This is a genomic window from Sporosarcina sp. NCCP-2331, from assembly GCF_023707945.1.
Classification (GTDB): domain Bacteria; phylum Bacillota; class Bacilli; order Bacillales_A; family Planococcaceae; genus Sporosarcina; species Sporosarcina cascadiensis.
The window spans coordinates 1-25,880 of sequence record NZ_BRCD01000030.1; the positions used below are offsets into that span (position 1 = coordinate 1).

Here is a 25,880-nt window from a genome sequence, read left to right on the forward strand (position 1 = left end):
CATTAATCGTTTTGATCTTAACGGTATCTCCTTTTTCAAAACGAAGCATAGGACCTAAAAACGGACCATTGTATCCATACGTTACAGATTCTGTTCCATCGAATATTTCAGTTTTCCCTTTTTGTGCTCGAACGGTGTATACAATTCCCTCTCCCTTATCCTTCTCTAGTACCGCGGGGATCTTCAATTCATTTTCTCCCGTTGAATCATTTAATCTAATAACCTGATCATGACTCATATGCCCCTCCATCATGTCAGGCATCATGTTCGAATGATTCATTTCCCCCATGGCTTGATTCATTGTTGACTGATCAATTTCCTCACTTGTTTTTGAATTATCATTGCTGCATCCGCTAATAATTACTATACTAATCGCAATTGCAGCAATTTTTATCTTTGCTTCCATCTATAATGTCCCCTCTCTGCTTCATTTCTCCTTTTTAAGTTTATCAAGAAATTATGAAAAATATATGCATATTAATTGTTGATATTTTTACGGGGATGATAGTTCTTACTGATATTGTACTTTTAAATTTTCTTTAGCGATTTCTGATGTTAAAAAAAAACACCCACCAGTTATGGCGGGCAAAATAGAAAAGTCTATTTAATTAGCAACTCAGAACCCCATAAAACCACCAAAAAATGGGCTTAACCAAATGATGATGTATGTCATGCCATCGAAGAAGAGCAGCATGCCTAGGGCAATCATGAAGTATCCGCCGATTTTCGTAATGATATGATTATGTTTTTGAATCCAAGTAATACGAGTAATGAATAACGACAAGATGAAAAACGGGATTGCAAATCCAAGGACATAAGCTCCCATATAACCAATTCCTGATCCTGGATTTTGTGAAGCCATCATAAACACTGCACCTGTAATCGGTCCGGTACACGGCGTCCATCCAGCCGCAAAGGCCAGACCTATCAGAAATGTACCCAAATAGCCTGTCGGACGATTCTTGAATTGCATTTTCTTCTCTTGCATGAGAAATTTGGGTGTAAAGAATCCTAGAATCATAAGACCGAAAATGACAATGAAAATGGCACCAACTTGTCGAAGTAAATCTTGATATTGATAAAAAAATGTACCAACAAGCGATGAACTATATCCTAAAAAAATAAAGATAACTGAAAACCCCATCAGAAAAAAGATCGTATGAAGAATTCCGCTTCTGCTAAACCGCTTTTTATCTGATGTAAGCTCATCAAGCGACATTCCCGTTATGTAGGAGATGAACGCAGGATACAAAGGTAATGCACAAGGTGATATGAAATTGAGAAATCCTGCGCCAAACGCAATAAATAGATTTAAATCAGTTGCCAACTATTTTGCTCCTTTTTGTATGCTTTAAGTAATATAAAACCCACTCTAAGATCCCTTGATATATTTGTGACTATATACTCCAATACGTAAACGTATCAATAATCCCTATTATAACAAGTAAAACACCTGCTAAAATTTGCACCATTCTGCCTGCCCGCATACTTTTTTTCATCACTAGCCGCTTGGCATCAAAGAACCAGATTAAAAAAAATAAAAGAATAAGCGGCAACGAAGTGGCTATGCCAAAAACTATAGGTAAAACAAAACCATATGATGTTGTGATGACCATAGGCATTAACCATAAGAAAAATAGCACGAACATAGTTGGGCAAAAGGCTAAGGAAAAACTTGCTCCTAATAAAAAAGAACCGAGCTTTCCATCCTTCATCCGGATAGGAATACGTTTTGTTATACGTTGCAAGAGACTTAGCTTAAGTATGCCCAATAATACAAGCCCTGTTATAATAATTACCGGACCTATAACTTTTCGAATTAAGGGGAAATATCCAGTAAGTGATGACTCAAAGGATTCTCCAAAAAACCACGTTAATAGTCCAATTATGCCAAATACCACCACTTTCCCTGCAATGAAGAAGCTGACTTCACCCATATTACTTTTCATTTGAATTGTGCGATTCCCGTATAATGTGATAGCACTCATATTGCCGGTAAGCTGGCAGGGCGCTACAGCACCTACCAGTCCCAAAAGAAATGCTGCTATCAATGGATAGTTCTCATAGGAGTTGAGCAGAACTGTAACTGGCTCAGTGATTATTACACTGATTTTAGACATCAATTCATACATTCTAGACACCGCCAGTTAGTTATTTTGCTAGTTTTCCGTTATGCGCGATCCTGTTCCAATTGAGGCCTTCGTCTTTTGTTAAGTAAATCGTGTTATCATTCGTCGCAATTACAATTTCTTTTTTGTTTTCCGGGTTAAAGGCTATGAAAGCAATTGGGTCCATTTTCTCATCCGGCAATGGTATATCGACTTCTTGATCAGTTTCTATTGAAAAAGATTTAAGTTCTACTGTTTCATTGTCATAACTAGTGTAGTATCCTCCATCTTCAGTCAAAGTTACATAAATCACCATTCCTTTATCGTTAATAAGTGTAAAGTTTTCGCCATAATCTTTCGATAGATAGATCCCATTTTTACTTCCGATTGCTATAATTTCTTCTTGTTTTGGGTGTACTGCCAGGTTAGAAATAGAGTCGGAGCTATATCCATTCATAGAAGCATCAGTCCACGATGTACCTTCATCCAAGGTATAATAAAGTCCACCTGAAATCTCGTCATTTGGCATCTCATTCAATACATAGACAGCGTTTGAATCGTAACCTGCGCCAAGGTAATGAAAATCAATTTCCCCATAGAAAGCTAATTTCTCAAAACTGGCACCTCGATCAATACTCTTTATTAAGCCAAGTGGATTTTTATAATCGGATTCTGGTTCTGGGTGACCACTTGAGAAGAAACCTTCACGAATTGCTTGAAATCCCATATAATCATGTTTTTCGCTGCTCGCTTCTTTCCATTCACTATTGCCATATTCATAGAGACCATCATGCGTTGAAATGACAAACTCTGGTCCCCCATTTATATATCCCAGCCCGTGTAAGTGTTCAAATCTATCATTTTCCACTTCTTTAAAAGAATATGACTCACTTGCTTTATTACACGCTGAAACAATCATAATTATTGAAAATAATCCTAAGAAGAGCTTAACTTGTTTTAACATTATAATTCTCCTAACTCCATTTATACCCGATGCCCCATACTGTCTTCAGAAAGTCTTCAATCGGAAATCCTGTGGTTTTTAGTTTATCTCTCAAATTCCTTACATGTGAGTCTATCGTTCTTATATCTGTGTATGTGTCGTATTCCCATGCTGCTTGTAGTAACTCGTCCCTAGTAAAGGTCTTATTGGGACGTGTAATTAAAGACTCGATAATATAATATTCCTTAAGGGTTAAATGAACCTTCAGACTTTCATATTGTAACGAATAGGTTTCTCGATCAAGTGTAAAGTCGCCATTTGTGATCATCACAGTTTCTTCAGATTTAGGAACACGGCGCAAGAGCGCATTCACTCTCGCAGTTAACTCTCTTTCGTCGAAAGGTTTAGTGATATAATCGTCTGCCCCTGTATCTAAACCCTTTACTAAATCGGGCTTACCTGTTCTGGCTGTAAGCATAATAATCGGAATATCGGAGAATTCACGAATTTTCTTGCAAACTTCCCAACCATCCATTTCCGGCATCATTACATCTAAAAGCACAAGATCGATTTCTTCTTTGCTGATTATTTGTAAGGCCCTCTCACCACTGGTTTCTTTTATACATTTAAAGCCGTGCGGAACCATGAATAACTCAATTAGATTCAACATCCTTTGTTCATCATCAACTAGTAAGATTTTCCGCATATCGCTTTTGTTCCTTTCTATTAAATATTAATTGTAAAGCTGCTGCCAAGTCCTATGATGCTTTGGACTTCCACTGTTCCACCGTGGGCCTCAACAAGTTCCTTAACAATTGCAAGTCCTATCCCCGAACCGCCAAATGTTCGTGATCTTGACTTTTCTATTCGATACAATTTCTCAAAAATAAATTCCAACTCTTCAGCCGGTATTCCTAATCCTGCGTCTGTTACCGTGATGCTAGTTTTGTCGCCGACTTTACACACCTTTAAGGTAATCTTTGAATTTTCATATGAATATTTCAATGCATTATCCAGTAAATTTAATACAATTTGTTCTAACCGTAAAGGATCGGCGTATAATTCAAAGTTCTCGTTGCATATAAAGTCTAGTGTGACATTTTTTAATTCAAATGAAGGTTGAACGAGTGTACAGACTTCATCAAAGAACGGACGCACAAAAAAGGAACTTTTCGTAACGGTGAAAGTATTTTCATCCATTTTAGCGAGGTCCAATAGATTTTTAACCAAATCTTTCATCCTGTTTGATTCTTCTTTGATGATCTCAAGGTAATATTTGCGCTCTTTTTCATCAACTTCCGGTCTCATTGCCACCTTTGAATAACCAATCAAATAAGTCAAAGGTGTACTTAATTCATGGGCTACTGAAGCAAGGAATTCATTACGTTCACCTTTTAACCGCTCTAAATCATTCGCTAACTTTTGGATGGATACTGATAATTCACCAAGCTCGTCTTTGCTTATAAACGGCAGGCTAACATTAAAATCGCCTTTACTCAATTTCTCAGTCGCTTCTTTCATTCGTATTAATGGACGGGTGAGAAATTTGGAAAGGAACGCATATATGATGAACAATGCAATTACACTTGTCACTCCTGCCAAGCCAAAATGCAGATTCAGTTTCGAAACTAATTGCTCCAGAGGTTCGGTTCCTTGAAACATAATGACAAAACCCGAATGTTGACCATTCACTTGATATGGATGGGCACTAATTATATAAGGTGACTTTTCCCAATCGGAAACTATAACTTGGTCTTTCCTTGAATCCAACCTTTTTATTTCTGTAAGATATTTAGCAACACCTTTTTTAGAGCTTTGGATAATACTACCTTGACTATCTGTAATAATAACCTCTCGATCCCTGTTTTTCTCCATTAGTACAATATGTTTTATTGTGATATCGGAGTAATACTCGCTTAACACGTCCCGATGATTGGACCCGCTGGCCATCAATTGGGAAAACTCTTCGTCAATCCTAGAATGAATGATACTTTGATGGAGATAGAGCATCAGGGAAGTTTCCATTATAAGAACAGATATAAAAAAATATAAGGTTAATTTTGTAGAGATCTTGTTCAATTAAACCTTCCCTCTCTTTCGCTAATTTTATTATAAAGAATAAATATGAAGTAAATATGCAGATAGAGATGAACGAAATAAACATTTGACAGCTTTATGACTCCAAATTTTTTTGCAGTCATTTAGTATAATATGATAAGTGATAAGTCGACGGTATGTGGTATATAAAAACCTTGCAATTCAATTATTAGCGCTTAATATCATAGGGTCAGTTTTAAAGTCCAAGCTTTTCTCGGTCTTTATGAAATGACTTTTCCGACACTTAATTAAATAGGGCTTACCAACAAAGATACAAAACTGCATCTTTACTGGTAAGCCCTACCACATCTTTTGAGATTAAACTGACTCAGTCATTCACATGCCCACTCATCCTGATTGCGATCGAGATGATTCGCATAAGCGGGATGCCCTTTTTTCACACCATCCGGGTATTTCTTTTTCAGCTCGGTACAATTTTTGAAATTCTCTGCCTTGCCGGAGACAGGCTGCTGTTTCGTTTCATCGACTGTATGCTTTTCGCTGTCAAATCCTCGGTCCGTTGCATAGTCTTCCAATGTCCAAATCCCGATGCCAGATTTTTCCGCCTGTTTTTCAGCCTTCTCAAACTCATCTAAATAGCGGGTGTTCGGCGGATAGACATAAGCAACCCGTGCCAAACCTTCTTTCAATAGCTGTTCCTGCACACTTTTTCCATCTATGTAAATATAGGCGAGCAGTCTGCCGTATTTATCATACTTCTCACCGATATCGAATTCAATTTCCAGTTGGCCTTTCTGCAAAAGCTCTTGGTTGCGCACTTTCGCTTCCTGCCCAAATGGTTGTTTGCCGAGACGCGGATGATTTGTTTCCGGAGTGTCGATCAATAAATACCGGACATTTTGTTCTTTTCCTTCATATATGATCTTAATTGTATCGCCGTCAATCGTCTTGACCAACTCAACAGGAATTAACCCGTCGCGACTCGGTCCCTTATCCTCTTCACCCATTAATTCTGGGTAATAAAATGCAAGAACGGCAATAGCCAGCGCAATTAGAAATGAACTAATCCACTTTTTCGGTTTCATATCTTTCTTTCTATTACTCATCACTTCAAACCCTCTTTTCTACAGACTCCAGCCAATGAACGCAAGGCTGAGGCCAAGTCCAAACGTCAGCAGTGTATAGCCGACTGCACGTCCCTTTTGTTCTTCTGTCCAATATGTCCAAATCTCTTTCATCAGTGTAGAGTATGTCGTCAAAGCTCCCGCCACACCCGTCGCCCAAAACAGCGTCCATGGCAGCGACAGCTCCATGCCTACAATCCAGCCAATAAAAAAACTTCCAACACTGTTGACGAGCAACGTGCCGAATGGAAGGACTTTTTTATTCAATAGTCTTGATACTTCAAACCGAAGCAGTACGCCAAGAAACCCGCCGCAGCTCACTGCAAGGATCTGCCAGATCATTTAGCCGCCACCTTTCTGGCCAATGTAAAACCAAGCGCAGCCATCATTAGTCCACCAAGCAAGCTTGCTGATATATAAACTCCTGCGATAAGGAAAAAGCCCTCGTTCAGCATCGTAACAGTTTCCAAGCTGACTGCGGAAAATGTGGTAAATGCACCGAGAAATCCGACTGTCACGGCGGTCATCATAATGGGAGATAGACGTCCGCCAAGCCTGGCCTGCTCTGCCAGAAAACAGAGCATCAGTGTGCCGGCCATATTGACAGCAAAGGTTGCCAAAGGGAAACCACTGCCATTCGAAATCAACTGACCCACAAGCAAACGGACAACTGCTCCGGCCGCACCCGCTGTTCCTATAAACAGTCTTTCTCTCATCTGTTCACACCCCTGCTGACGATCTTCTTTTCAGTCAATCACATAGCCTAATGAACGCAGCACATTGAACATAAAGGAACGTGTATACGCATAGACTTCTTCTCGTTCCGTCTCTTGCATCACATCATGATACAGTTCTTTCCAATTTTTATATTGAAGTTCGGAAAGATTTTGCGCTTGAACCCATTTGCGTGAATAAACAGGATCTGTAATGACATCCGCTTCTCCTGTATGCAGCAGAAATGGCAGGTCTTGCACAACGGCATCCCTTTGAACCACGTTTTTCATCAGTAATTCCAATTCTCGGTACCAGCCCGCTGTAATAAGCGGCACATACAGGGAATCCTCCTCATACTGTTCCAAAAAATCTTCATTTCGTGACAGCAGATCAGGCGTAATTTCGTGATTCAGCTTCATTGAATGAGCCAGCTTCGTCCACATTTTCGCAAGCAACGGAGGATGGTGCTCCAAATGAAGCCAAGGTGAGGAACAGATGACACCTGCACATTCCACTTGTTCGATCTGCAAAAGTCTAAGCAAAAATGTTGCACCTAAACCATGTCCGTATAAAAATACCGGCAAGCTGTCATCCAAGCCCGTCTGAATCAATTGTTTGATGAACCGGCGATAGTCTTTAAATGTTTCTGAGTGAACTTTCACTCCTTCTTTGCCATGGCCGGGTAAATCTCCTGTTACCACATGAAAGCCGTCGCTTCTCAATTGCTGAATGAGCCAAGCGTACCGGCGATGATGCTCATAGGCATTATGGACAATGACCACTGTTGCTTTCGGCTGTCCTTCAGCTTCCCATTTCCACATGGACATCACTCCCTTAGCTTTCTTATTATATGGAATGCCCTTCTTTTCTTTCGGAAAAACCAAATGTTTGATAGGATAAATTATACATGATTTTTTAGGGAAAGAGGAGATTTGAATTGATATATCCTTATGAAGGAAAAATGCCGGAGATTGACCCGTCCGTATATATCGCGGATTATGTCACGATTACAGGAGATGTCACGATCGGACCCGAGTCGACTATTTGGTTCAATACGGTTATACGCGGGGATGTATCTCCCACAATTATCGGACGAAAAGTGAATGTGCAGGATTTTTGCTGCCTTCATCAAAGCCCGCGGTTCCCATTGATCTTGGAAGACGAAGTGACGATTGGTCACAAAGTGATGCTGCACAGTTGTACGATCAAAAAAGGAGCACTCGTCGGCATGGGCGCGACCGTGCTCGACGGTGCGGAAGTCGGCGAAGGAGCTTTTATTGGCGCTGGCAGCCTGGTGACACCAGGTAAAAAAATTCCGCCCAACACGCTCGCACTTGGTTCACCTGCGCGGGTCGTCCGCGAATTGACAGATGAGGACAGAGTCGACATGACTCGTATTGTGAACGAGTATGCACGTAAAGGCCAGTTGTATAAGGCATTGCAAGATGAATAATGAAGAATGCACCCGCTCCTTTTTGGAAGGGGTGCTTATTTTTGGTTGTTTGTTCAATTGCTTTACTTCGACATTTCGGATGGATGCTATATGGAGGCTTTGCTTCTCAATCCCATAAACTGAGTATCTTTTAAAAAGTTAGTATGGATAAATGTATTTTATTCTTTTGGATAAGCTGTTGGAGCAATGTCTACGCCACGCCGTAATTCGATTTGGTTAACTACTAAGAAAGTAATTAAACTAGCTGAACTTCCCATGATTACAGCCATAATACCAAATGGATTCTCTAGTATTTCCCAAGTAATTCCTACAACAGTACCTACAATTATAGACGCCAGGCCTGCATTTTTTGTAACTCTTTCAACGAGCAATCCTAGTAAGTATGCAGCAAATGGACCTGTTGAACGAATTGTAAATGCAAATACAAGAAGCGGAATTATTTGTTGGCTAAAGAGAGATATACCAATTGCGCCGACACCTGTTATAACGACTATTAAACGAGATGCTTTCAATTCAGCTTGATCTTCTAATTCCTTTTTGAAAATATTGGTGTGCACATCTTTAATATAGACTGAAGCCACTGCAAGCAAATTCCCTGAAGCACTAGAAAGTGTAGCCGATATGACACCCGAGAGAAGTATTCCAGCAATAACAGGGGGTAATAATTCAACTGATACTGTTGCCAATGCACTATTTTCTTCGATGTTTGGGAATGCAGCTAATGCAATTAATCCAAGTACCGCTGGAATAAATGCATATAACGTCATCAATCCACCACACATTATGGAACCCCATATTGCAGTTTTTTCATCTTTAGCAGCATAGTAACGTTGAACGGCTTCTTGACCCGTGGAAAAGGTCATAAAGTATAAAACGATGAATCCAAGTATCGTACCCCAACCGATTTTTGTGAAACCTAATTGTTCTTTTGGAATTTGACTAATAACATGCTCCATTCCCCCTGCATTAGATAAAGCAAAAGGTACCGCTATAGCAAATCCAATTACAATTATGAAGAACTGTACAAAATCGGTTAATGTGACACTCCACATGCCACCCAAAAACGTATAGAAAACAACAATAGCTCCTGAAATTATAATAGCCAGCTTTAAATCAAAACCAGTCAACACATGGACTATGGAAGCGGTTGCAGTAATCTGTACTGCAGTCAGTGCTGAGGAAGCAACTATTGACAATATGCTTGCTATTAATTGGCTTGACTTTCCATATCTTCGACCGATTACTTCTGGAACTGTTGTAGCCATAGCCCTTCTCATAAATGGTGCTACAAAGGAAACTAAAATTATCGCTATACCTGCAGATACTACATACCATCCCGCAGAAAGACCCCATTCGCCGTAGGCTTTGGAGGCCACTCCTACAGAACTTCCGCCACCAATTTCAGTGGCTGCTAATGTTCCAGCAAGCATGATTGGTCCTAATCTTCTACCTGCTAAATGATAGTCTGCACTATCTTTAATTTTTGTTTTTGCATAAAAACCGATTCCAACCATTGCCAGCATGTAGACTATTATAATACTCCAAATAATTGTCATATCTATCCCCCTGTCTTATGCTTTTGGTATTTAGATGCCTCATGTATGAGTTAGTGATTGTTTATATATTCCCGAGTAAAGACCTTACCTGAAGGAGTACGATACGCATCTTCCCCTTCAATAACGACATCACCGTTTACGATTACATAATCTATACCGATATTAAATTGACGAGGATTTTCAAAAGTAGCCTGGTCTATGATTGTCTCTGGATCAAAAACTACTATGTCAGCAGCCATACCCTCTCTTAAAATGCCGCGGTCTTGCAATCCAATAATTCGCGCAGGCTGAGACGTCATTCGGCGAATCATATCTTCGAGTGTGGTTACCTTTTCTTCACGAACATATTTTCCAAGAATACGAGGGAAGGAACCATATGCTCGAGGATGCGGTTCACCACCCAGCAGTCCGTCAGATCCTACTGTTCCTGCTGGATGGGCCACAATACGCTTGACCGATTCTTCATTCATTACAAAGTCGATCATACCGACACCGTTCTTTTCATGGTGAATTAAATCTAAAGCGGTCTCTCCTTCGCTCTTACCATCAATTCCGGCGATTTCCGTAACGGTTTTACCGACACAATAAGCCTTTTCTTCCGATTCTACTGAAGTAATGATAATTCCATCCCAGCCAGCCCACTTAGACATGCTGTCCCAACCTTTTAGGGCTGACTTCATTTCAGTAATAATTTTCCCACGCAATTCTTCATCCTCTAGTCGTTTCAGCATCTCTTCTGTTCCACCGTCATGTGCCCACGGAGGTAGGATTGCGCTGAACATGGTACTTCCTGCAATATAAGGGTATTGGTCAAATGTTACTTCTAATCCACTTTCACGGGCCTTATCGATTTTTTCAAGTACTTTTTCTGTCTTATGCCAGTTATCTCTGCCACAGTTTTTTAGGTGGGAAATATGCAAATGAGCACCACATCTTTTCATCATGCTGATCAGTTCATCCATTGACTCTAATATCTCGTCACCTTCACTGCGCTGGTGAATAACTAAAGGTGCGCCATATTCTCCCAACACTTCACACAAAGCTTCCAGTTCATTCATTTCAGCAAAGCAGCAAGGCAGATATATTAAGCCTGTTGACATTCCCACCGCTCCTTCATTCAAAGAACGTCGCAGAACTGTAACCATTTGCTTAATCTCCTCATCTGTTGCCGCTCGATTTGCTAACCCCATTACTTCCATCCGGATATTCCCGTGCGGTGCTAAAACGGCTAAGTTATAACTTGGTTTATTCTTTTTAATCTTTTCTATATAGTCGCCAAGTGTCTCCCAATCCCATTCTATTGGAGGAGTGCCGTTAAGACCTGCTAAGTTTTTCTGCCAAGTAGATATAAAATCAGGAGGCAGCGGTGCTGCTGCAATGCCATCTTGACCCAATAAATCTGTAGTAATTCCTTGTCGAACTTTTGCTTCAATCAAGGGTTCATCCAGAATGACAAGATCAGAGTGTGTATGCATATCGATAAAACCCGGAGAAACAACATGGTTCTTAGCATCAATTACTCTTTTCGCCTTTTGGTCGTTCAACAGTCCAATTGCTTCTATCTTTCCATTTGTCACTGCTAGATCCGCATAGTACCAAGGTGATCCGGTTCCATCAACAATTCGTCCGTTTTTAATAAGTAAATCAAACATGTGCATTCCCCTTATCTTTTAAGTTAATTAAAGTTCCAATTATCGACATATATCCAGTAACCGCTTTCTCCAGTTGCCCAATTTCAATGTATTCATTATCGATATGTGCCAGTTTTTCTAAAGATGGTCCAAACCCTAGTGTTGGAATATTCGCTTCGCCTGCAAAGTGACTGCCGTTTGTACAGAAAGAATAATGCGATATAGCTGTTTCAGGAAGCACTTTCTTGAGATTTTCAAATGTATCATGGATAAACGGTTCATCTTTATCAAATAACCAGGCTGGGAAAAATCTTTCCGCTTCAATTACACTTCCTGTGTAACAGCTTTCATTTCCACTCGAGAAGGAAACTTTGGCTTTCAGTTCGGGATCTTCTTTCATGGACTCATCAATTAACTCTTCAATAGGCCGAAGTACGCTCTCACGAGTTTCATTAACTAACAGTCTGCGATCGAAAGTGACGCTTGTGCGAGATGGAATTACTGACGCTCCAGGGTATGGGGAGGAAATAATATCAGTCAATTCTAAAATACCTTTTCCAAGAACAGGATGATCGCTTACCTCTAATTTCTGAATTTTAGATAGCAAAGTAACCATCTTATTCACAGCATTTATGCCGGCTTCAGGGTTCGAGGAATGGGCCGGCTTTCCGAAAGTTTCCAGAAGAATTTCCGCTCTGCCACGCTGTCCATTATTGAGTTGCAGATTGGTCGCTTCCCCAATCACGACATAATCGGGTTTGAATTGAGCGCTTACATTACGGGTAGCCACCCCTTCAAAACATTCTTCATGGACACTGCAGGACACAACTACTTTCCCAGGAAAATTTTTGTCGCAGTCTCTAGCGTAATAGGAGGCAGCTAATAACATGGCGCTGACTGCTCCTTTCATGTCGGAAGTCCCGCGGCCGAATATTTTTCCGTCGTGAATACTTCCACTGAAAGGATCTTCATCCCAATTACTTTCTTGAACGGGCACGGTATCTATATGACCATCCAAAACAATCGTTGGACCATCTGAATGTCCATTAATAATTGCTGCGACGTTACCTAGTTCATCTATTTGTACCTGATCAAAACCAATTTTTTCTGCATACTGCTTTATATATTCGGCTACTTTTCGCTCTTCTCCAGACAGACTCGGAATCTTAACAAGTGAACTACATAATTGCACAACTTCTTCAGAACGTTCTTTTGCCAACATAATCATATCTCCTTTATTTTTAATTTTTTCATTGAACCGGTAAAAAACCATCCCAGACGATTTTTCTATAGTTTTCCTCATCCGTATCACCTTCAGTGTTGATTACCAAAACGCGAGATTCGTCGTTTAACTCTAATTCGGCAGTTATAGAGTGATTCTTCATGAATTTCTTCAGATAATAGACGGCACCTAAAGTTACGGAACCCGACTCTCCTGAAATTACGCGCGGATCACTCTTTAGTGGATTTCCATATACTCTCATGCCTGTCGTTGCGATAGAGTCATCACAGGATAGTACTCCTGCTGCGCTGCCTCTTAGAAGCTTAAATGCTTCCGTATTTGGTTCTCCACAGGCTAATCCCGCCATCTCCGTAGCCATCAATCCGCTTACAAATGTTCTTTCACCATTATCGGTAATGAAAGATTGATAAAAGCAGTCGGCTTGATCAGGTTCAACTATGACAATCTTAGGTGCCTGCTCCCCATAGTTTTTTAAAAAATATCCTGCAATTCCCGCTGCAAATGAACCGACACCTGCCTGCAAGAACAGGTGGGTAGGAGGAAGATCCGTTGTCTCGTTCCATTGTTCCACAATTTCATAAGCTATTGAGGAGTATCCTTGCATAATCCATAAAGGAATCTCTTCATATCCTTCCCATGCAGTATCTTGCACCATTACCCAGCCATTTTTCTCTGCCAGTCTGGCACATATTCTAACAGTATCATCATAATTGACATCTTGGATTTCTGCTAAAGCTCCTTCATTGCGAATCGCTTCCAAACGTTGTGCAGAGGAACCTTTCGGCATGTAGATAACAGATTTGAAACCGAGCTCCCTTGCTGCCCAGGCCACCCCTCTACCGTGATTCCCATCAGTTGCAGATATAAATGTCACATCCCCCAGTCTTTCTTTAACAGAAGGGTCCTTTAATTTCTCAAAAGATAAATCTTCAATTTCTTCACCCAACTGATTGGCAATATATTTAGCCATCGCGTAAATCCCACCCAGCACTTTAAATGCATTTAGACCAAATCGCTGAGACTCATCTTTGGCCATCAATATTGAAATTTGCAAATGATCTGCCAAGTGAGCCAAGCTATATAATGGTGTGTGTGTATAAGATGGATGGGTCTTTTGAAAGTTCAATATTTCTCTTACATTCTCCTTATCAAAGTTTTTAAGATCATTATCTTTAAAGTTTTTATGTTGGAAGTTATTCTTCACCCATTTTAATTGCTTTTCATTTTTTGTCATGTCGATATCCCCCTGTTTCTTTACGGTATAACTTTGCTTTCACACAACTCTCTCCCTTCTTATGTATCAATGTAAAGATATGAAGATGAAATATATATGAGAAAAAAATGACTGATTGTTATATCAGACAATATTACAATTCTGATTTTTTCTCTCTGCCTATTACTATTGCAACTTCCATGCCAACTTCTAAAACACTGATTTAAACAGACTTTGTGAGATAATGATAATTAAATAGTAAAACGAAAAGTATCTAATTGATACTTTCAAAACGTGTTATGTGACTAGATCAATTACTGCTGTAACTTAAACTAAAAAAGTATCACAATGATACTAAATATCATTGTGATACTTTTTTAGTTTTCTAAACAATGTCGCACGGCTAATTCCTAATAACATCGCCGCATCTTCGATATTTTGATTGTTTTTCTTTACAAACTCAACCGTTTTTTTAATATGGTCTCTTTCTAATATTTCTAACGAGAAAATATTTGGGACCTCATTTAAATTTTTCAAAATTAATTTATTATCTATTAGGTTTCCAGCGTTTTCTAAAGTAATATACCCATTTTGTATAAAGTTAAATAGGTATTCTACAAAGTTCTTTAATTCGCGAACATTTCCCTTCCAGGGGTATTGAAGCAACTTATCCATAACATTTTTTGAGAAACCTAGAACATTCGCATTAAATATCTCATTATATTCACTTACAAAGTAGTCACATAAGGATACAATATCTTCTGGCCGACTTCTTAAAGGAGGTATGCTCATAGGTATGACATTTAAACGGAAATACAAATCTTCCCGAAAAAGGCCTTCATTAATCAACTCACTGAGTTCGCGGTTAGTGGCTGCGATAATTCGTACATCGATTGGAATTATTTTATTTCCGCCGACCCGTTCAATTTCATTTTCTTGTAGGACTCTTAATAGCTTAACTTGTAAATGTAACGGCATTTCTCCTATTTCATCAAGAAAAATTGTTCCACCATTAGCCAGTTCAAACTTTCCTACTTTCCCAATATTACTTGCACCAGTAAAAGCTCCTTTTTCATATCCAAATAGTTCACTCTCAAGTAAATTCTCAGGGATGGCACCACAGTTTACTGCTATAAACATATTTCCTTTGCGCTTACTGACTTGGTGAATTGCCTTAGCAAACACTTCTTTTCCAGTCCCGCTCTCTCCCTGAATCATTATTGTGGATTTTGACTGAGAGGCTCGGAATGCATAAGCTTTCACTTCATTAATTTGCTTACTGGATCCTACAATATGTTGAAGTGATTTCATCTGTTCTTCGCTGACTTTCTCGGCCATATCCTGAATTCTTTCCACGTCGACTATGGTCAGCAATGTTTCCTTTGATTGGTTTTTACCCAATATTTCTTTTTTAGTAACAATAAGTGATTTTTGAAATAATTGATGATGCAATTCAAAAGTTTGATGTTCTACAATTTCAATATTTAATACCTTTTCAATGAATCTTGTTACATATTCAGGCTGTGGATTATTTTCAGTGATACCTAATATCTTCTTGGCCTGTTCATTAATCTCGATAATATTTGTATTTGGTTCAGTTATTAAGACACCTTCTTGTACGAGGTCTAACATTTTAATCATTTTTTTATTATGCATTTCCAGTTCGTCCATCATATTAAATTGGTCTAATTTACTTGCCAGAAGATATGCCATTCTATCCAGAAAAGTTAGTATTCCTTCAATATTTTCGAATAACCTATCTTGCTGTTCTTTATTAAATGCCAGCAATCCTATTACACCTATTGCTTGACCATGAACCATAATGGGCACGCTAACTTCTCCCATTTCTATACAATTCCTAAAGAACATACAGCTTGAGCATATTTCCTCAAATCCGGGATTCTTAATAATGATCGGTTTTTCTTTGTAAAACACTTCTTTGTAAACAAGGTCACCTTCCAATCTTTTCAATATGTTCACTTGCATTTCTCCTGTACATGCAATACGTATAAATTCATGATTCACAATTTCAACTTCAATTTTTAATACTGCTGCGGTAGCTTCTGCTATACTTTGAACAATTGATTGGATATCCATTAGATTCATTTGTCATCTACCACCTTGTAATTACTCGTTTTCAATAGACCACACTCTTTAACAATAACAAATTATCATTTTATGATCACATAGTTTTTCATTTCCCACAAGCAACTAAAGTTAATAGCAGATAATTTACATCGAATTATTTCCCTTACCATTATCCAATATTAAATGACATATAATTATTACATAGCGTGTAACCAGCACTTCGCATGAAAATATTGGCAGCATCTTCAATTCCGTCAGTAAATGACCTTTCATCTACTCAAGATTCCAAGCTGCAAAAAAGCCAGGCAAATGCCTGGCTTTCATTCATTATACTAGTTTTTCCCCTTCTTTTCTAAAAAAGCCGAAGATGCCGACGGTCTGGACGATATTTGTAAATGCCTTAGGATCTGTTTCGTTGATAATCCGCTCCAAATCATACAATTCGTAACGCGTGATGACGACATACAGCATATTTTTATCTTCTTTTGAATATGCACCCTTTGCAGGCAGAATCGTTATCCCCCTCACCATTTGGCGGTGAATTGCCTGCTGAAGCTCGTCAGCCTGCCTGGTGATAATCATGGCAGTGACCTTTTCGTGACGCGTATGAATCATATCGATTACTGATGTGGTGACGTATAGAGCAATCATCGTGTACAATGCGTTTTCAGGTTTATATAGAATTCCGGCAAAGACAATCAGAATCCCATTCAATAATAGAAAATAAATTCCAATCGGTTTATCCTGCATACGCGATAATATCATCGCGACAATGTCCATTCCTCCTGTAGATGCCCCTAATTTCAAAGACATTCCTACTCCTACACCTGCCAGCACACCGCCAAATACTGCATTCAGCATAATATCATCTGATACAGAGCTAAGCGGCAAAATCGCCAAGAATAAAGTGGTGAACGCAACAGAGACGATACTGTAAATTGTAAAGCCCTTACCTACTTTGAACCATCCCAAAATGAAAACCGGAATATTAAATAATAGCAGCAGAACACCCGTACTAACCGTTATATCCATATAATCCGTCAAGATACTTGAAACCAACTGTGCAGCACCTGCAAAACCGCTCGCATAGACATTGGCGTTTATTAGAAAGAAGTTCAAAGATACAGCCATAATGAATGCACCTAAGATAACCACAGCAATTCGTTTTGCTTCAATAAAAAACATAGCAACCTCCCTGTAATGTCTTACTTTTTTATGCATGAAATTGATTATAGCTATTCTTTCCACACATTGGTAGCCATAAACAAAAAAACAGCCATATTGGGCTGTTTTTCTGCTTAATATGCCATCTATCCACCTTCTGCTGCGATTACCGTGCCATTGACACAGTTGTAAACATCTGAAGTAGAGAACATTACTGCTGTCGGTTGCATCCATCGCCGTATGCAAAGAAAAATTTGCACTATTGAAACTTTTCCGCAGAAGTTTAGAAAGAGCAGTAAATGGCTATAGTTAAGAAGGGTATCAAGGAGGAAAAGTACGATGAAGACAGCTGAAAATATTTTAGAAACAAAGCGTGATGAAGTTATTGAAGAATTGGTCTCAAATGGGGTATTTAAGATCGACGGCAAGCAGTTGTACGAGCTGCCGCTTCAATCATTAATGAAAGAATATCAAACAGTTGATAATCTAGAGACACAAATGTAATCCAATAATGACAGACGTCACCGATTCATTCGGTGACGTCTTTTTTCGTGCTGTTACGCCTCTTCCATCGATGTCTTAGTTCTTCTGATTATACGGTACAACATCATCAACACGACTGCGACTCCCAGCCCTATACCTACTACTGTATATTGGAAACGGATCGCAGGGAAACCTGCTAGTCTTGCAATACCATCCAGTACAAGTGGCGAACTGAACTGTCCGACATAAATAGAGCTTGAAATGGCAGCAATCACTTTGTCACTGTGTAAAGGATTCACTAAGCCCAGTGCTTTGACGTTGATGATCGGAAAGAGAATCCCCTGTCCAAAACCAACCATACATGTACAAGCCAATATAATCGGGACTGAGTGACTCAAAGCTAAACCGGTAAATGCAATACCCATCACCAGTAAGCTGATTGGAATAATATAAGACTTCAGCACATCCTGTAGCTGAATCAACGTCAGGCTCGTGATCATTCCGCCAACTGTCGTAAATGAAATGACGGTACCCGCCAGTTCTGAACCGCCTATATTACTTTGTTCAAGATATAATGCCATATTCGTAGCAACTGAATAATAGACGAGCATGATACCCGCTGAAGCTAACGCATAGCCATATATCGCTAGTGGCAACTTTAATTTAGGTGTATCTTTCTCTTTTTTACGAGGCTGATCTTTTGGTAAGAAGACATAGACCATGATAAAGATTACTACACCCATTAAATAGACGTTAAATGGTGCCCGCCAGCTGATCGATGCCAAATAACCTGCCAGCATCATGGTTAAAATCCCGCCAAAATTACTGAAAGCGGAGTTATAGCCCATCAATTTGACTTGTTCTCTACCATTGAAGTGGTCACTGATCAGCGTAATCCCGAGTGGCATGACTAAACCTACACCTGCACCCAAAATAAAACGGAAAGCAAGAAGCATCTCAATTGTATTCGTAAACTGTGCGCCTACCCCTGCAATTACATAGATCGATAACCCAATAAGCACAATGATGCGTTTCGAAATTTTACTCGTTAAGTAACTCGAGATAAAAGTAAATGGAATAATAAACAAAGAAGGTGCTGTCAAAATCAGCTTGATCATGACCGGATCAGCATCCGAGAAGTTCGAAGCAATTAATCCAAGTGCAGGAGAAATCGCTGCACCCGCCATAACGGTCGCCATTGAAATCGCAATAATCGTTGGTTTCAGCATACGGTTCATACGTGCTCCCCCCGATCTTCACAAGGTTTCAACTGACGCAGCACCTTATCTACAGACACCTCGATCGGCACCATTTTACGTGCATTGGATAACAGTAATCCATGAACCAAAGACAAATGGTAAATCGCCAGTTCTTCAGGATCCCCTTCAATGAAATCACCGGTTATCTGGCCTCTTTCAATAATCAGTGCAATCCGAATAACCATGGAACGATATCTTTCCACTATGTTTTCTTTTGTTTCTGCAGGTAAATGATCTGAATATAGAGCCTGCATGATAAGAATATGACGGTAAACTCCATCTTTCAACGGTCCGGAATGTGTGACATCTGTCAGCCATTCCAATTGCATCAGCGGGCTTTCGGATTGTTCTTCTGCTTCATTAATTACTTCGATTAACGTTTCCAGCAATTCTATCAGAACGGTAACGTATAATTCTTCTTTTGATTTGAAATAATGATAGAACAAACCGTGGCTTAGTTCTGCCTTGTTCGTAATTTCACTAATTTTAGTTGCCGCAAAACCTTTCATCCCAAATAATTCGATTGCTGCATCCTTCAGCTGTTGCTGCCGAATATCACGGATTTCTTTAAACTTTTCACTTGTTCGGGGTGACATAAACGATACTTCAACTCATTTCTAATTATTGATTGACTCACAAGTCAATGTTGAACAGTTTACTGTTTTAGACAACTTCTGTCAATAAAAAAACGGTTCTCCAATTGGAGAACCGTTTTTAAGCTATATTAACGTTGCAATCTCTTTTCCACATCATCAACGATATCCTGTACCGAATTCCCTTCGATACTTACCACAGGGAAGTCGAATTGATCTATATTTACATCACTCAACGCTCTGACGACGCCCATATCATAACCTTTCACTTCTTCATCACTTTCGAACATTTTTACTTCATGTCCTTTTTCCTCCAACGCCTGTTTTACATCATCAAATGGTTTTTCTACTGCAATTTTAGCCATTAACAATTCCTCCTCAAGATTATGTTGTGTATTTCTTACTAATATGTATTTTCCCCAGAACCGATAAACTAAACACATTTCATGTTAGCTTCTTTCATCAATCCAGGAATAGCGCGATTCAAATCAGCTCGAAATGGGTATTTTATTGGAAAGAGGAACTTCAGAATTAAAGGAGAGGCTAACATGTTCGGTATGAAGGACCTGATTGGATTGACAATATCTGCCTTCATCATATTACCCGTTGTAATTTTCATACGGGAAGCAGGTTATTTTTTAATCAGCGGGTTATTCGGCGTAAAAAATCCAAGATTGACGATTGGCACAGGTCCCCGGCTCTTTACTTTTCTGATCTTTGACGTTCGAAAATATTATCACGTTTACAGCTGGTTTTCTTTTGATTCTATAAAAACAGACAGAAACTTCGCTTATATATGTATCTATGCGGGTCCCATCTTGATAAATCTCTTCATCGCTCTGATCATCAACGCACTGCTTGCGAATGGTTACTGGGAAGAATTCAAGACGTTTTGGAACCGGTTCATCTTTTATGCTTTCTATTACGTGCTGTTTGATATAATCCCAATGAAAACGTTTAACGGCAAGCCGAATAACGGCATGGTCATTTACGAACTATTGCGCTACGGGAAGCGGGTCGACTACAATGAAGAACCGCTTATTCCCGGCACGACAGAGGTGGAAGAAGAGTACCAGGAGCAAATCAAACAAATTGAGAAAGTTAAAGAACAGATCGAAGAAGATGAATAAGAAGTGAAGACGGTCAATGAATCAGTTTTTAAGACTCGCAGCGAATGAGCGTCTGTCTGCAGCGGGATGCCCTCACCTGGTGTACCGCACGGATTACGGGGCAGAAAAGCCGCCGTTCAATTCACGGACAGCGGAACAATTCAAGTTGAGGACTTTCCAGTTACAGATTCCTTGGACGTGCGTTTCTTACAAAAGATTATCAGCAAAAAGACACAGCGGTAAATCGTCTGCAATCTCTGCCGGAAAGCGCCAGAAGAAACCGTGCCGCTGTTTTTTCAAATGAATGAGGGAATCACGCGCGAGTAACCTGTAAATGCTTTCTCGAGCTTCTTCCCAAGTTCAAATAATGCATCTTCATTGCCGATTGAGCTCACCAACTGCACAGCAATCGGCATGCCCTCAGCGTCAGCGCCAACCGGTACAGTCAAAGCGGGAAGTCCCCATACATTTGCATAGGCGACATAGAGGATATAGCGGGCATAGGTTTTACGAATTGAGAATAACTCCTTATATACGATGCCATGTGCAGGCGCAGCCGAATGATAAACGGGCAAAATCAAAATTCGTTTGTCTAAATAGCGGGCCAGCTGCACATCCCCTTCTGCAATCATTGCTTCTATTTCCTTCACCCGTTCAGCAGAAGGTTTAAACAGCGATGCACCAATCAGCGCCCAAGATAAATAACGGTGCAGCTCTGTCCTTTTCCCCGCTTTGTCCATTAAATACTCCCTCACCGGCTGCACTGAGCGATGGCCGAATGCTTCCTTCGCCGCGCCATGCGCTCCGTCGATCGACATGATTTCCTGCCATAAAAGAGCGGTTTCATGGAAATAAGGCGGGATTCCCTCAGCCACAGATTGGTCGTCTGATAAAAAACCTTGAACAGTCTGCAAGAATCCTTCTGTCTGCTTGGAAAGAGGGAGATTCGTTTTTCCCAAGAATGTAAGGGTGAACTCTTCCAGTTTATTCTTTACCAAAGGCTTATTGGCAATGATTTCGTATATAAACTTGGCATCCCGGACAGACTTGGTCATCGGGCCGATGCCAAGCATTCGTTGCTGCAGCGGATGTTCTTCTGCAGGATAGCTGCCACAGGAAGAGACTTGGCGGTTTCCGGATTTAAAACCTATAATTCCATTGAAGTGGCTGGGTATGCGGATCGACCCGCCGATATCTGAGCCAATCCCGGCTGCCGCAGCTCCTAAGGCGATTGCCGCACCCTCCCCTCCGCTCGACCCGCCGACTGTCTTTGCCAGATCGCGCGGGTTATTCGTACGGCCATACAGAGCGTTTTCTGTCTCTTGACAAAAACATAGAGCGGGCGTGTTAGTCTTACCGATAATGATGGCACCCTCTGCTTTCAGAAGCCGCACAATTTCCGCGTCATCCTCTGATACCCGGTCTTTTCGATGCGGCAGTCCACCAGTTGTCTGCATGCCTGCCACATCAAAGGATTCCTTCATACTGATCGGTACGCCGAACAGTTTGCCTTGCGCATTTCCTGACTTTCTTTGTTCATCAGCCCAATCCGCTTCCTTCAGCGCCTGGGCAAATCGTTCTTCCACCAAAAAATTCACCGCTGTATTAGTCGCTTTACACTGTTCAATAAATGCTTCTGTTATCTTCTTGGAAGTAATACGTCCACTGTCCAATTCAGCTTTCAGCTCTGCTGCATCCATATCAAGCACAGACTTTGTTTCCTGTATAGTCGTCATCCAAATGCCCCCTTTGGTTTCTGAATGTTCTATATATTAGATTATACTATTTGAGCATAGAAAAAAAGCAGAAAGAAGGATTTCCCTGCTTTCTGCTTTTTCTGCTCACTTCAATTCAATTATTGCTTAACGCCTGATTTGCCTGCAAGCTCTTTTAATGCTTCGACTTTATCTGTCTTTTCCCATGGCAAGTCAATATCCGTACGGCCAAAATGACCATAAGCTGCCGTTTGTTTATAGATTGGACGGCGAAGATCAAGCATTTTGATAATGCCGGCCGGACGCAAATCGAATAATTCACGGACAAATTCAACCAATTTTGATTCAGACAAACGGCCTGTATCAAAAGTATTGATTGAAATAGATACCGGGCTCGCGACGCCGATAGCGTAGGCAATCTGTACTTCACAGTGTTCTGCCAATCCTGCCGCTACAATATTTTTCGCGACATAACGCGCTGCGTAGGAAGCAGAACGGTCCACTTTCGTAGCATCCTTGCCCGAGAATGCTCCGCCGCCGTGACGTGCATAGCCGCCGTACGTATCGACGATTATTTTACGGCCTGTCAAACCTGCATCCCCTTGCGGCCCTCCGACCACAAAACTTCCTGTCGGATTGATAAAGTATTTCGTGTTTTCATCTAATAAATGCGCAGGGACAACTGCATTTATGACAACTTCTTTTACATCTTTTTCAATCTGCTCAAGAGTTGCTTCCGGGTGATGCTGTGTAGAAATAACAATTGTATCAATACGCACAGGTTTGTTGTTCTCGTCATACTCTACAGTGACTTGTGTTTTTCCATCCGGACGCAAATAAGAGATAAGCTCCTCTTTACGCGCTTCAGTCAGACGGCGTGCCAGCTTATGGGAAAGGCTGATCGGCAACGGCATTAATTCGTCTGTTTCATTACAGGCATAACCGAACATCAAACCTTGGTCCCCTGCTCCAATTTCATCCAGCTCTTCATCTGACATGGAACCTTCACGTGCTTCCAATGCTATATTTACACTGGCCGCAATTTCAGGTGACTGTTCATCAATAGAAGTTAAAACAGCTGATGTTTCGTAATCAAATCCGTATTTCGCACGCGTATAGCCAATATCTTTTACGGTTTCACGCACAACTTTCGGGATATCCACATACGTTGTCGTAGTGATTTCTCCCATTACTAATACAAGTCCTGTCGTAATGCTCGTTTCACATGCTACACGAGCGTTTGGATCTTCAGTTAAGATCGCGTCCAGGATTGCATCTGATATTTGGTCGCACATCTTGTCAGGATGGCCTTCAGTAACTGATTCTGATGTAAACAGTCGACGGTTTGTCATTTTATTTCCCCCTATTAAGCAACATGATACGGTACTCTCATAAGTCCCTGGTAAAGTTCCACGCCTGAAATGACGTCAATCAAATACCATAAGGATTCAGGGCTAGACAATATAAAATAAAAAGCCCCTTACTCATATTCTTTCCATGAGTAAAAGGCATAATTTCACGCGCAGCACCTTTCACTCTTATCGTCCAAGGAATTCAACCTTGCTTCAGGTTTGGCACCTTCGCGCAAGACATCAGTCTTTTGCAGGTTGCCGGGTTTCACAGGGCCTGTACCCTCCACCAACTCGGGATAAGAGTATCCGTTCATGTCACATAGTATAAAAAAGTTTACATTTTGTCAAATTTTTTATACCAAATCACTTGAGTTTTTAATTAGTATAGATTATTATTCTTAATGTGTTATACTATTTACGAATTAAGATGTTCTACTCAAATAAAACGACTACGCAAAGGACGGTATGTAATTATGATATCTGCAAAAATTGATGATAGTTTAAAAAGCCTTCTATCAGGAGGCAACGTGACGATCCAAGCGTCTGTGGCGGAATTAACGGAAAAAGCAATCGCTAAAGATGAAGCTGAACTTTCAGCAGACGGCGCTTTAACAGCACGTACAGGGAAATATACAGGACGCTCTCCTAAAGATAAATTTATCGTCGAAGATGCAGTGTCTAAAGACAAAGTGGACTGGGGCAGTACAAACCGCCCGATCTCTTCCGAAGCATTCGATTCATTATACACGAAAGTCATCGATCATTTACAGCAAAAAGATGAGCTCTTCGTTTTTAAAGGATTTGCGGGCGCTGACAAAGACTCCCAACTGTCTATTCAAGTCATCAATGAACTGGCTTGGCAGAACCTGTTTGTCCACCAATTGTTCATCCGTCCCACTGCAGAAGAATTACAGGCTCACGAATCACAATTCACGATTTTGGCTGCTCCTTCCTTTAAAGCAGATCCAGAAGTCGACGGCACGAATTCTGAGGCATTCGTCATTATGTCTTTAGAAAAACGTATTATCTTGATTGGCGGAACAGAATACGCAGGTGAAATGAAAAAATCCATCTTCTCTGTCATGAACTTCCTGCTTCCCGAAAATGATATTCTATCCATGCATTGTTCAGCAAACGTTGGAGAAAAAGGCGATGTAGCACTATTCTTCGGTTTGTCAGGAACAGGTAAAACAACTCTTTCCGCTGACGCAGACCGCAAATTAATCGGTGACGATGAGCACGGCTGGTCTGACAACGGTGTATTTAATATTGAAGGCGGATGCTATGCAAAATGTATCAACCTTTCAAAAGAAAAAGAACCTGAAATTTTCGGAGCGATCCGTTTCGGTTCCGTACTTGAGAATGTCGTATTGGATGAAGTGACACGTATTCCTGATTATGATGATAAATCTTTGACTGAAAATACGCGTGCAGCATACCCGATTGAAAATATTGATAATATCGTAACGCCTTCTGTTGCAGGTCATCCGAAAAATATCATTTTCCTGACAGCTGATGCTTCCGGCGTTCTGCCTCCAATCTCGATCTTGTCAAAAGAACAGGCAATGTACCATTTCTTGAGCGGATTCACTTCCAAGCTTGCAGGTACTGAGCGTGGTATTACAGCTCCGGAACCGACATTCTCTACATGTTTCGGCTCACCTTTTTTACCGCTTCCTGCTGCAACATATGCAGAAATGCTCGGAAAGAAAATCGACGAGCACGGATCGAAGGTGTTCTTGGTCAACACAGGATGGACCGGCGGAATTTTCGGAGTGGGCTCCCGTATGAACTTGGGCTATACCCGTACAATGGTTCGTGCAGCCATTGCCGGCAAGTTGGATAATGTAGAAACTAAAAAGAACGAAATCTTTGGATTGGAAATGCCTCTTGAAATTGAAGGCGTGCCAAGCAATGTACTTCACCCGCGCTATGCTTGGGAAGATCCTGAAGAATATGATAAAGAAGCAAATCGTCTGGCTGCCGCTTTCCGCGAGAACTTCAAGAAGTTCGATCATCTTTCAGAAGATATCGCGATCAAGGGCGGACCACCTGCCTTGTAATAGAATGAGAA

Annotated in this window: 25 protein-coding genes and 1 riboswitch; of the genes, 4 read left to right on the top strand and 21 right to left on the bottom strand. The window is 40.5% G+C overall.

Translation table 11 applies throughout. From position 1 onward, the window contains the following. From NCCP2331_RS15100 to NCCP2331_RS15145, 10 genes are all read right to left on the bottom strand, one after another. Window positions 1-406, bottom strand: a 406-nt coding sequence (locus tag NCCP2331_RS15100) for a multicopper oxidase domain-containing protein (RefSeq protein ID WP_251671699.1), incomplete at its 3' end; no start/stop codon positions are given. Between the two features lie 210 nt (window positions 407-616). Next, complete coding sequence (locus NCCP2331_RS15105; RefSeq protein WP_251671700.1) at window positions 617-1,327, bottom strand: cytochrome c biogenesis CcdA family protein; 711 nt, start codon at window positions 1,325-1,327, stop codon at window positions 617-619. A 70-nt stretch (window positions 1,328-1,397) separates the two neighbouring features. Next, window positions 1,398-2,132: an urease accessory protein UreH domain-containing protein gene (locus tag NCCP2331_RS15110; protein ID WP_251671701.1), complete on the bottom strand. Its 735-nt coding sequence runs from the start codon at window positions 2,130-2,132 to the stop codon at window positions 1,398-1,400. 19 nt (window positions 2,133-2,151) lie between these two features. Then, window positions 2,152-3,072: a F510_1955 family glycosylhydrolase gene (locus tag NCCP2331_RS15115; RefSeq protein WP_251671702.1), complete on the bottom strand. Its 921-nt coding sequence runs from the start codon at window positions 3,070-3,072 to the stop codon at window positions 2,152-2,154. A 10-nt stretch (window positions 3,073-3,082) separates the two neighbouring features. Beyond that, window positions 3,083-3,757, bottom strand: coding sequence for a response regulator transcription factor (locus NCCP2331_RS15120; protein ID WP_251671703.1), 675 nt, complete (start codon window positions 3,755-3,757; stop codon window positions 3,083-3,085). A gap of 20 nt (window positions 3,758-3,777) precedes the next feature. Then, complete coding sequence (locus NCCP2331_RS15125; RefSeq protein WP_251671704.1) at window positions 3,778-5,130, bottom strand: sensor histidine kinase; 1,353 nt, start codon at window positions 5,128-5,130, stop codon at window positions 3,778-3,780. Window positions 5,131-5,480: 350 nt separating this feature from the next. After that, on the bottom strand, window positions 5,481-6,215 hold the full coding sequence (locus tag NCCP2331_RS15130; protein WP_251671705.1) for a thermonuclease family protein: 735 nt from the start codon (window positions 6,213-6,215) through the stop codon (window positions 5,481-5,483). 18 nt (window positions 6,216-6,233) lie between these two features. Next, window positions 6,234-6,575 (bottom strand): fluoride efflux transporter FluC, encoded by a 342-nt coding sequence (locus NCCP2331_RS15135; protein WP_251671706.1) that lies wholly within the window; start codon window positions 6,573-6,575, stop codon window positions 6,234-6,236. Continuing rightward, window positions 6,572-6,949 carry a fluoride efflux transporter FluC gene (locus NCCP2331_RS15140; RefSeq protein ID WP_251671707.1) on the bottom strand — a complete coding sequence of 126 codons (378 nt, stop codon included), beginning with the start codon at window positions 6,947-6,949 and terminating at the stop codon, window positions 6,572-6,574. Before NCCP2331_RS15140 ends, NCCP2331_RS15135 begins: the two co-directional genes overlap by 4 nt. A 30-nt stretch (window positions 6,950-6,979) precedes the next feature. Then, window positions 6,980-7,768 (bottom strand): alpha/beta fold hydrolase, encoded by a 789-nt coding sequence (locus NCCP2331_RS15145; protein ID WP_251671708.1) that lies wholly within the window; start codon window positions 7,766-7,768, stop codon window positions 6,980-6,982. A 116-nt stretch (window positions 7,769-7,884) separates the two neighbouring features. Between NCCP2331_RS15145 and NCCP2331_RS15150 the strand changes: the two genes are divergently transcribed. Next, window positions 7,885-8,400 carry a gamma carbonic anhydrase gene (locus NCCP2331_RS15150; protein WP_251671709.1) on the top strand — a complete coding sequence of 172 codons (516 nt, stop codon included), beginning with the start codon at window positions 7,885-7,887 and terminating at the stop codon, window positions 8,398-8,400. A gap of 158 nt (window positions 8,401-8,558) precedes the next feature. Here NCCP2331_RS15150 and NCCP2331_RS15155 read toward each other — a convergent pair whose 3' ends face one another. From NCCP2331_RS15155 to NCCP2331_RS15180, 6 genes are all read right to left on the bottom strand, one after another. Further along, window positions 8,559-9,956 carry a sodium:solute symporter family transporter gene (locus NCCP2331_RS15155; RefSeq protein ID WP_153721757.1) on the bottom strand — a complete coding sequence of 466 codons (1,398 nt, stop codon included), beginning with the start codon at window positions 9,954-9,956 and terminating at the stop codon, window positions 8,559-8,561. 50 nt (window positions 9,957-10,006) lie between these two features. Next, entirely contained in the window at window positions 10,007-11,608 is a 1,602-nt protein-coding gene (locus NCCP2331_RS15160; protein WP_251671710.1) for an N-acyl-D-amino-acid deacylase family protein, read from the bottom strand. Beyond that, the gene (locus NCCP2331_RS15165; RefSeq protein ID WP_251671711.1) at window positions 11,601-12,890 is read right to left on the bottom strand and encodes a YgeY family selenium metabolism-linked hydrolase; all 1,290 of its coding nucleotides are present in this window, start codon (window positions 12,888-12,890) and stop codon (window positions 11,601-11,603) included. The genes NCCP2331_RS15160 and NCCP2331_RS15165 overlap by 8 nt, the downstream gene beginning before the upstream one ends. Then, on the bottom strand, window positions 12,838-14,064 hold the full coding sequence (gene dpaL, locus NCCP2331_RS15170; protein WP_251671712.1) for a diaminopropionate ammonia-lyase: 1,227 nt from the start codon (window positions 14,062-14,064) through the stop codon (window positions 12,838-12,840). Before dpaL ends, NCCP2331_RS15165 begins: the two co-directional genes overlap by 53 nt. A gap of 333 nt (window positions 14,065-14,397) precedes the next feature. Next, window positions 14,398-16,149 (bottom strand): sigma-54-dependent Fis family transcriptional regulator, encoded by a 1,752-nt coding sequence (locus NCCP2331_RS15175; RefSeq protein ID WP_251671713.1) that lies wholly within the window; start codon window positions 16,147-16,149, stop codon window positions 14,398-14,400. Between the two features lie 309 nt (window positions 16,150-16,458). Continuing rightward, window positions 16,459-17,316, bottom strand: a complete 858-nt coding sequence (locus NCCP2331_RS15180; protein WP_153721753.1) for a YitT family protein — start codon at window positions 17,314-17,316, stop codon at window positions 16,459-16,461. Window positions 17,317-17,634: 318 nt separating this feature from the next. Here NCCP2331_RS15180 and NCCP2331_RS15185 point away from each other — a divergent pair, with 318 nt between their 5' ends. Then, complete coding sequence (locus NCCP2331_RS15185; RefSeq protein ID WP_153721752.1) at window positions 17,635-17,799, top strand: Fur-regulated basic protein FbpA; 165 nt, start codon at window positions 17,635-17,637, stop codon at window positions 17,797-17,799. A 53-nt stretch (window positions 17,800-17,852) separates the two neighbouring features. Here NCCP2331_RS15185 and NCCP2331_RS15190 read toward each other — a convergent pair whose 3' ends face one another. The 3 genes from NCCP2331_RS15190 to NCCP2331_RS15200 all read right to left on the bottom strand — a co-directional run bounded on the left by NCCP2331_RS15190 (window position 17,853) and on the right by NCCP2331_RS15200 (window position 19,995). Continuing rightward, window positions 17,853-19,016: an MFS transporter gene (locus NCCP2331_RS15190; protein WP_228551048.1), complete on the bottom strand. Its 1,164-nt coding sequence runs from the start codon at window positions 19,014-19,016 to the stop codon at window positions 17,853-17,855. Beyond that, window positions 19,013-19,633: a TetR/AcrR family transcriptional regulator gene (locus NCCP2331_RS15195; RefSeq protein WP_251671714.1), complete on the bottom strand. Its 621-nt coding sequence runs from the start codon at window positions 19,631-19,633 to the stop codon at window positions 19,013-19,015. The genes NCCP2331_RS15190 and NCCP2331_RS15195 overlap by 4 nt, the downstream gene beginning before the upstream one ends. A gap of 128 nt (window positions 19,634-19,761) precedes the next feature. Then, on the bottom strand, window positions 19,762-19,995 hold the full coding sequence (locus NCCP2331_RS15200) for a YkuS family protein (protein WP_153721750.1): 234 nt from the start codon (window positions 19,993-19,995) through the stop codon (window positions 19,762-19,764). Between the two features lie 183 nt (window positions 19,996-20,178). Between NCCP2331_RS15200 and NCCP2331_RS15205 the strand changes: the two genes are divergently transcribed. Then, window positions 20,179-20,760, top strand: coding sequence for a hypothetical protein (locus NCCP2331_RS15205; protein ID WP_251671715.1), 582 nt, complete (start codon window positions 20,179-20,181; stop codon window positions 20,758-20,760). A 275-nt stretch (window positions 20,761-21,035) separates the two neighbouring features. Here NCCP2331_RS15205 and NCCP2331_RS15210 read toward each other — a convergent pair whose 3' ends face one another. Both NCCP2331_RS15210 and metK read right to left on the bottom strand, forming a co-directional pair. Next, window positions 21,036-22,475 (bottom strand): amidase, encoded by a 1,440-nt coding sequence (locus tag NCCP2331_RS15210; protein WP_251671716.1) that lies wholly within the window; start codon window positions 22,473-22,475, stop codon window positions 21,036-21,038. Between the two features lie 119 nt (window positions 22,476-22,594). After that, a complete protein-coding gene (gene metK, locus NCCP2331_RS15215; RefSeq protein ID WP_251671717.1) occupies window positions 22,595-23,806 on the bottom strand; it encodes a methionine adenosyltransferase in 1,212 nt (403 codons plus the stop codon). 183 nt (window positions 23,807-23,989) lie between these two features. After that, window positions 23,990-24,109, bottom strand: a riboswitch (SAM riboswitch). A 170-nt stretch (window positions 24,110-24,279) separates the two neighbouring features. Here metK and pckA point away from each other — a divergent pair. Beyond that, window positions 24,280-25,869 (top strand): phosphoenolpyruvate carboxykinase (ATP), encoded by a 1,590-nt coding sequence (gene pckA, locus NCCP2331_RS15220; RefSeq protein ID WP_153721747.1) that lies wholly within the window; start codon window positions 24,280-24,282, stop codon window positions 25,867-25,869. The last annotated feature ends 11 nt before the right edge of the window (window positions 25,870-25,880 follow it).

Excerpts from the sequence above, each read along its gene's own strand:
- NCCP2331_RS15110 (WP_251671701.1), bottom strand. The coding sequence starts at position 2,132 with ATGTATGAATTGATGTCTAAAATCAGTGTAATAATCACTGAGCCAGTT.
- NCCP2331_RS15115 (WP_251671702.1), bottom strand. The coding sequence starts at position 3,072 with ATGTTAAAACAAGTTAAGCTCTTCTTAGGATTATTTTCAATAATTATG.
- NCCP2331_RS15120 (WP_251671703.1), bottom strand. The coding sequence starts at position 3,757 with ATGCGGAAAATCTTACTAGTTGATGATGAACAAAGGATGTTGAATCTA.
- NCCP2331_RS15130 (WP_251671705.1), bottom strand. The coding sequence starts at position 6,215 with ATGAGTAATAGAAAGAAAGATATGAAACCGAAAAAGTGGATTAGTTCA.
- NCCP2331_RS15135 (WP_251671706.1), bottom strand. The coding sequence starts at position 6,575 with ATGATCTGGCAGATCCTTGCAGTGAGCTGCGGCGGGTTTCTTGGCGTA.
- NCCP2331_RS15140 (WP_251671707.1), bottom strand. The coding sequence starts at position 6,949 with ATGAGAGAAAGACTGTTTATAGGAACAGCGGGTGCGGCCGGAGCAGTT.
- NCCP2331_RS15145 (WP_251671708.1), bottom strand. The coding sequence starts at position 7,768 with ATGTGGAAATGGGAAGCTGAAGGACAGCCGAAAGCAACAGTGGTCATT.
- NCCP2331_RS15155 (WP_153721757.1), bottom strand. The coding sequence starts at position 9,956 with ATGACAATTATTTGGAGTATTATAATAGTCTACATGCTGGCAATGGTT.
- NCCP2331_RS15160 (WP_251671710.1), bottom strand. The coding sequence starts at position 11,608 with ATGTTTGATTTACTTATTAAAAACGGACGAATTGTTGATGGAACCGGA.
- NCCP2331_RS15165 (WP_251671711.1), bottom strand. The coding sequence starts at position 12,890 with ATGAGGAAAACTATAGAAAAATCGTCTGGGATGGTTTTTTACCGGTTC.
- dpaL (WP_251671712.1), bottom strand. The coding sequence starts at position 14,064 with ATGACAAAAAATGAAAAGCAATTAAAATGGGTGAAGAATAACTTCCAA.
- NCCP2331_RS15175 (WP_251671713.1), bottom strand. The coding sequence starts at position 16,149 with ATGAATCTAATGGATATCCAATCAATTGTTCAAAGTATAGCAGAAGCT.
- NCCP2331_RS15180 (WP_153721753.1), bottom strand. The coding sequence starts at position 17,316 with ATGTTTTTTATTGAAGCAAAACGAATTGCTGTGGTTATCTTAGGTGCA.
- NCCP2331_RS15185 (WP_153721752.1), top strand. The coding sequence starts at position 17,635 with ATGAAGACAGCTGAAAATATTTTAGAAACAAAGCGTGATGAAGTTATT.
- NCCP2331_RS15190 (WP_228551048.1), bottom strand. The coding sequence starts at position 19,016 with ATGAACCGTATGCTGAAACCAACGATTATTGCGATTTCAATGGCGACC.
- NCCP2331_RS15195 (WP_251671714.1), bottom strand. The coding sequence starts at position 19,633 with ATGTCACCCCGAACAAGTGAAAAGTTTAAAGAAATCCGTGATATTCGG.
- NCCP2331_RS15200 (WP_153721750.1), bottom strand. The coding sequence starts at position 19,995 with ATGGCTAAAATTGCAGTAGAAAAACCATTTGATGATGTAAAACAGGCG.
- NCCP2331_RS15205 (WP_251671715.1), top strand. The coding sequence starts at position 20,179 with ATGTTCGGTATGAAGGACCTGATTGGATTGACAATATCTGCCTTCATC.
- NCCP2331_RS15210 (WP_251671716.1), bottom strand. The coding sequence starts at position 22,475 with ATGACGACTATACAGGAAACAAAGTCTGTGCTTGATATGGATGCAGCA.
- metK (WP_251671717.1), bottom strand. The coding sequence starts at position 23,806 with ATGACAAACCGTCGACTGTTTACATCAGAATCAGTTACTGAAGGCCAT.
- pckA (WP_153721747.1), top strand. The coding sequence starts at position 24,280 with ATGATATCTGCAAAAATTGATGATAGTTTAAAAAGCCTTCTATCAGGA.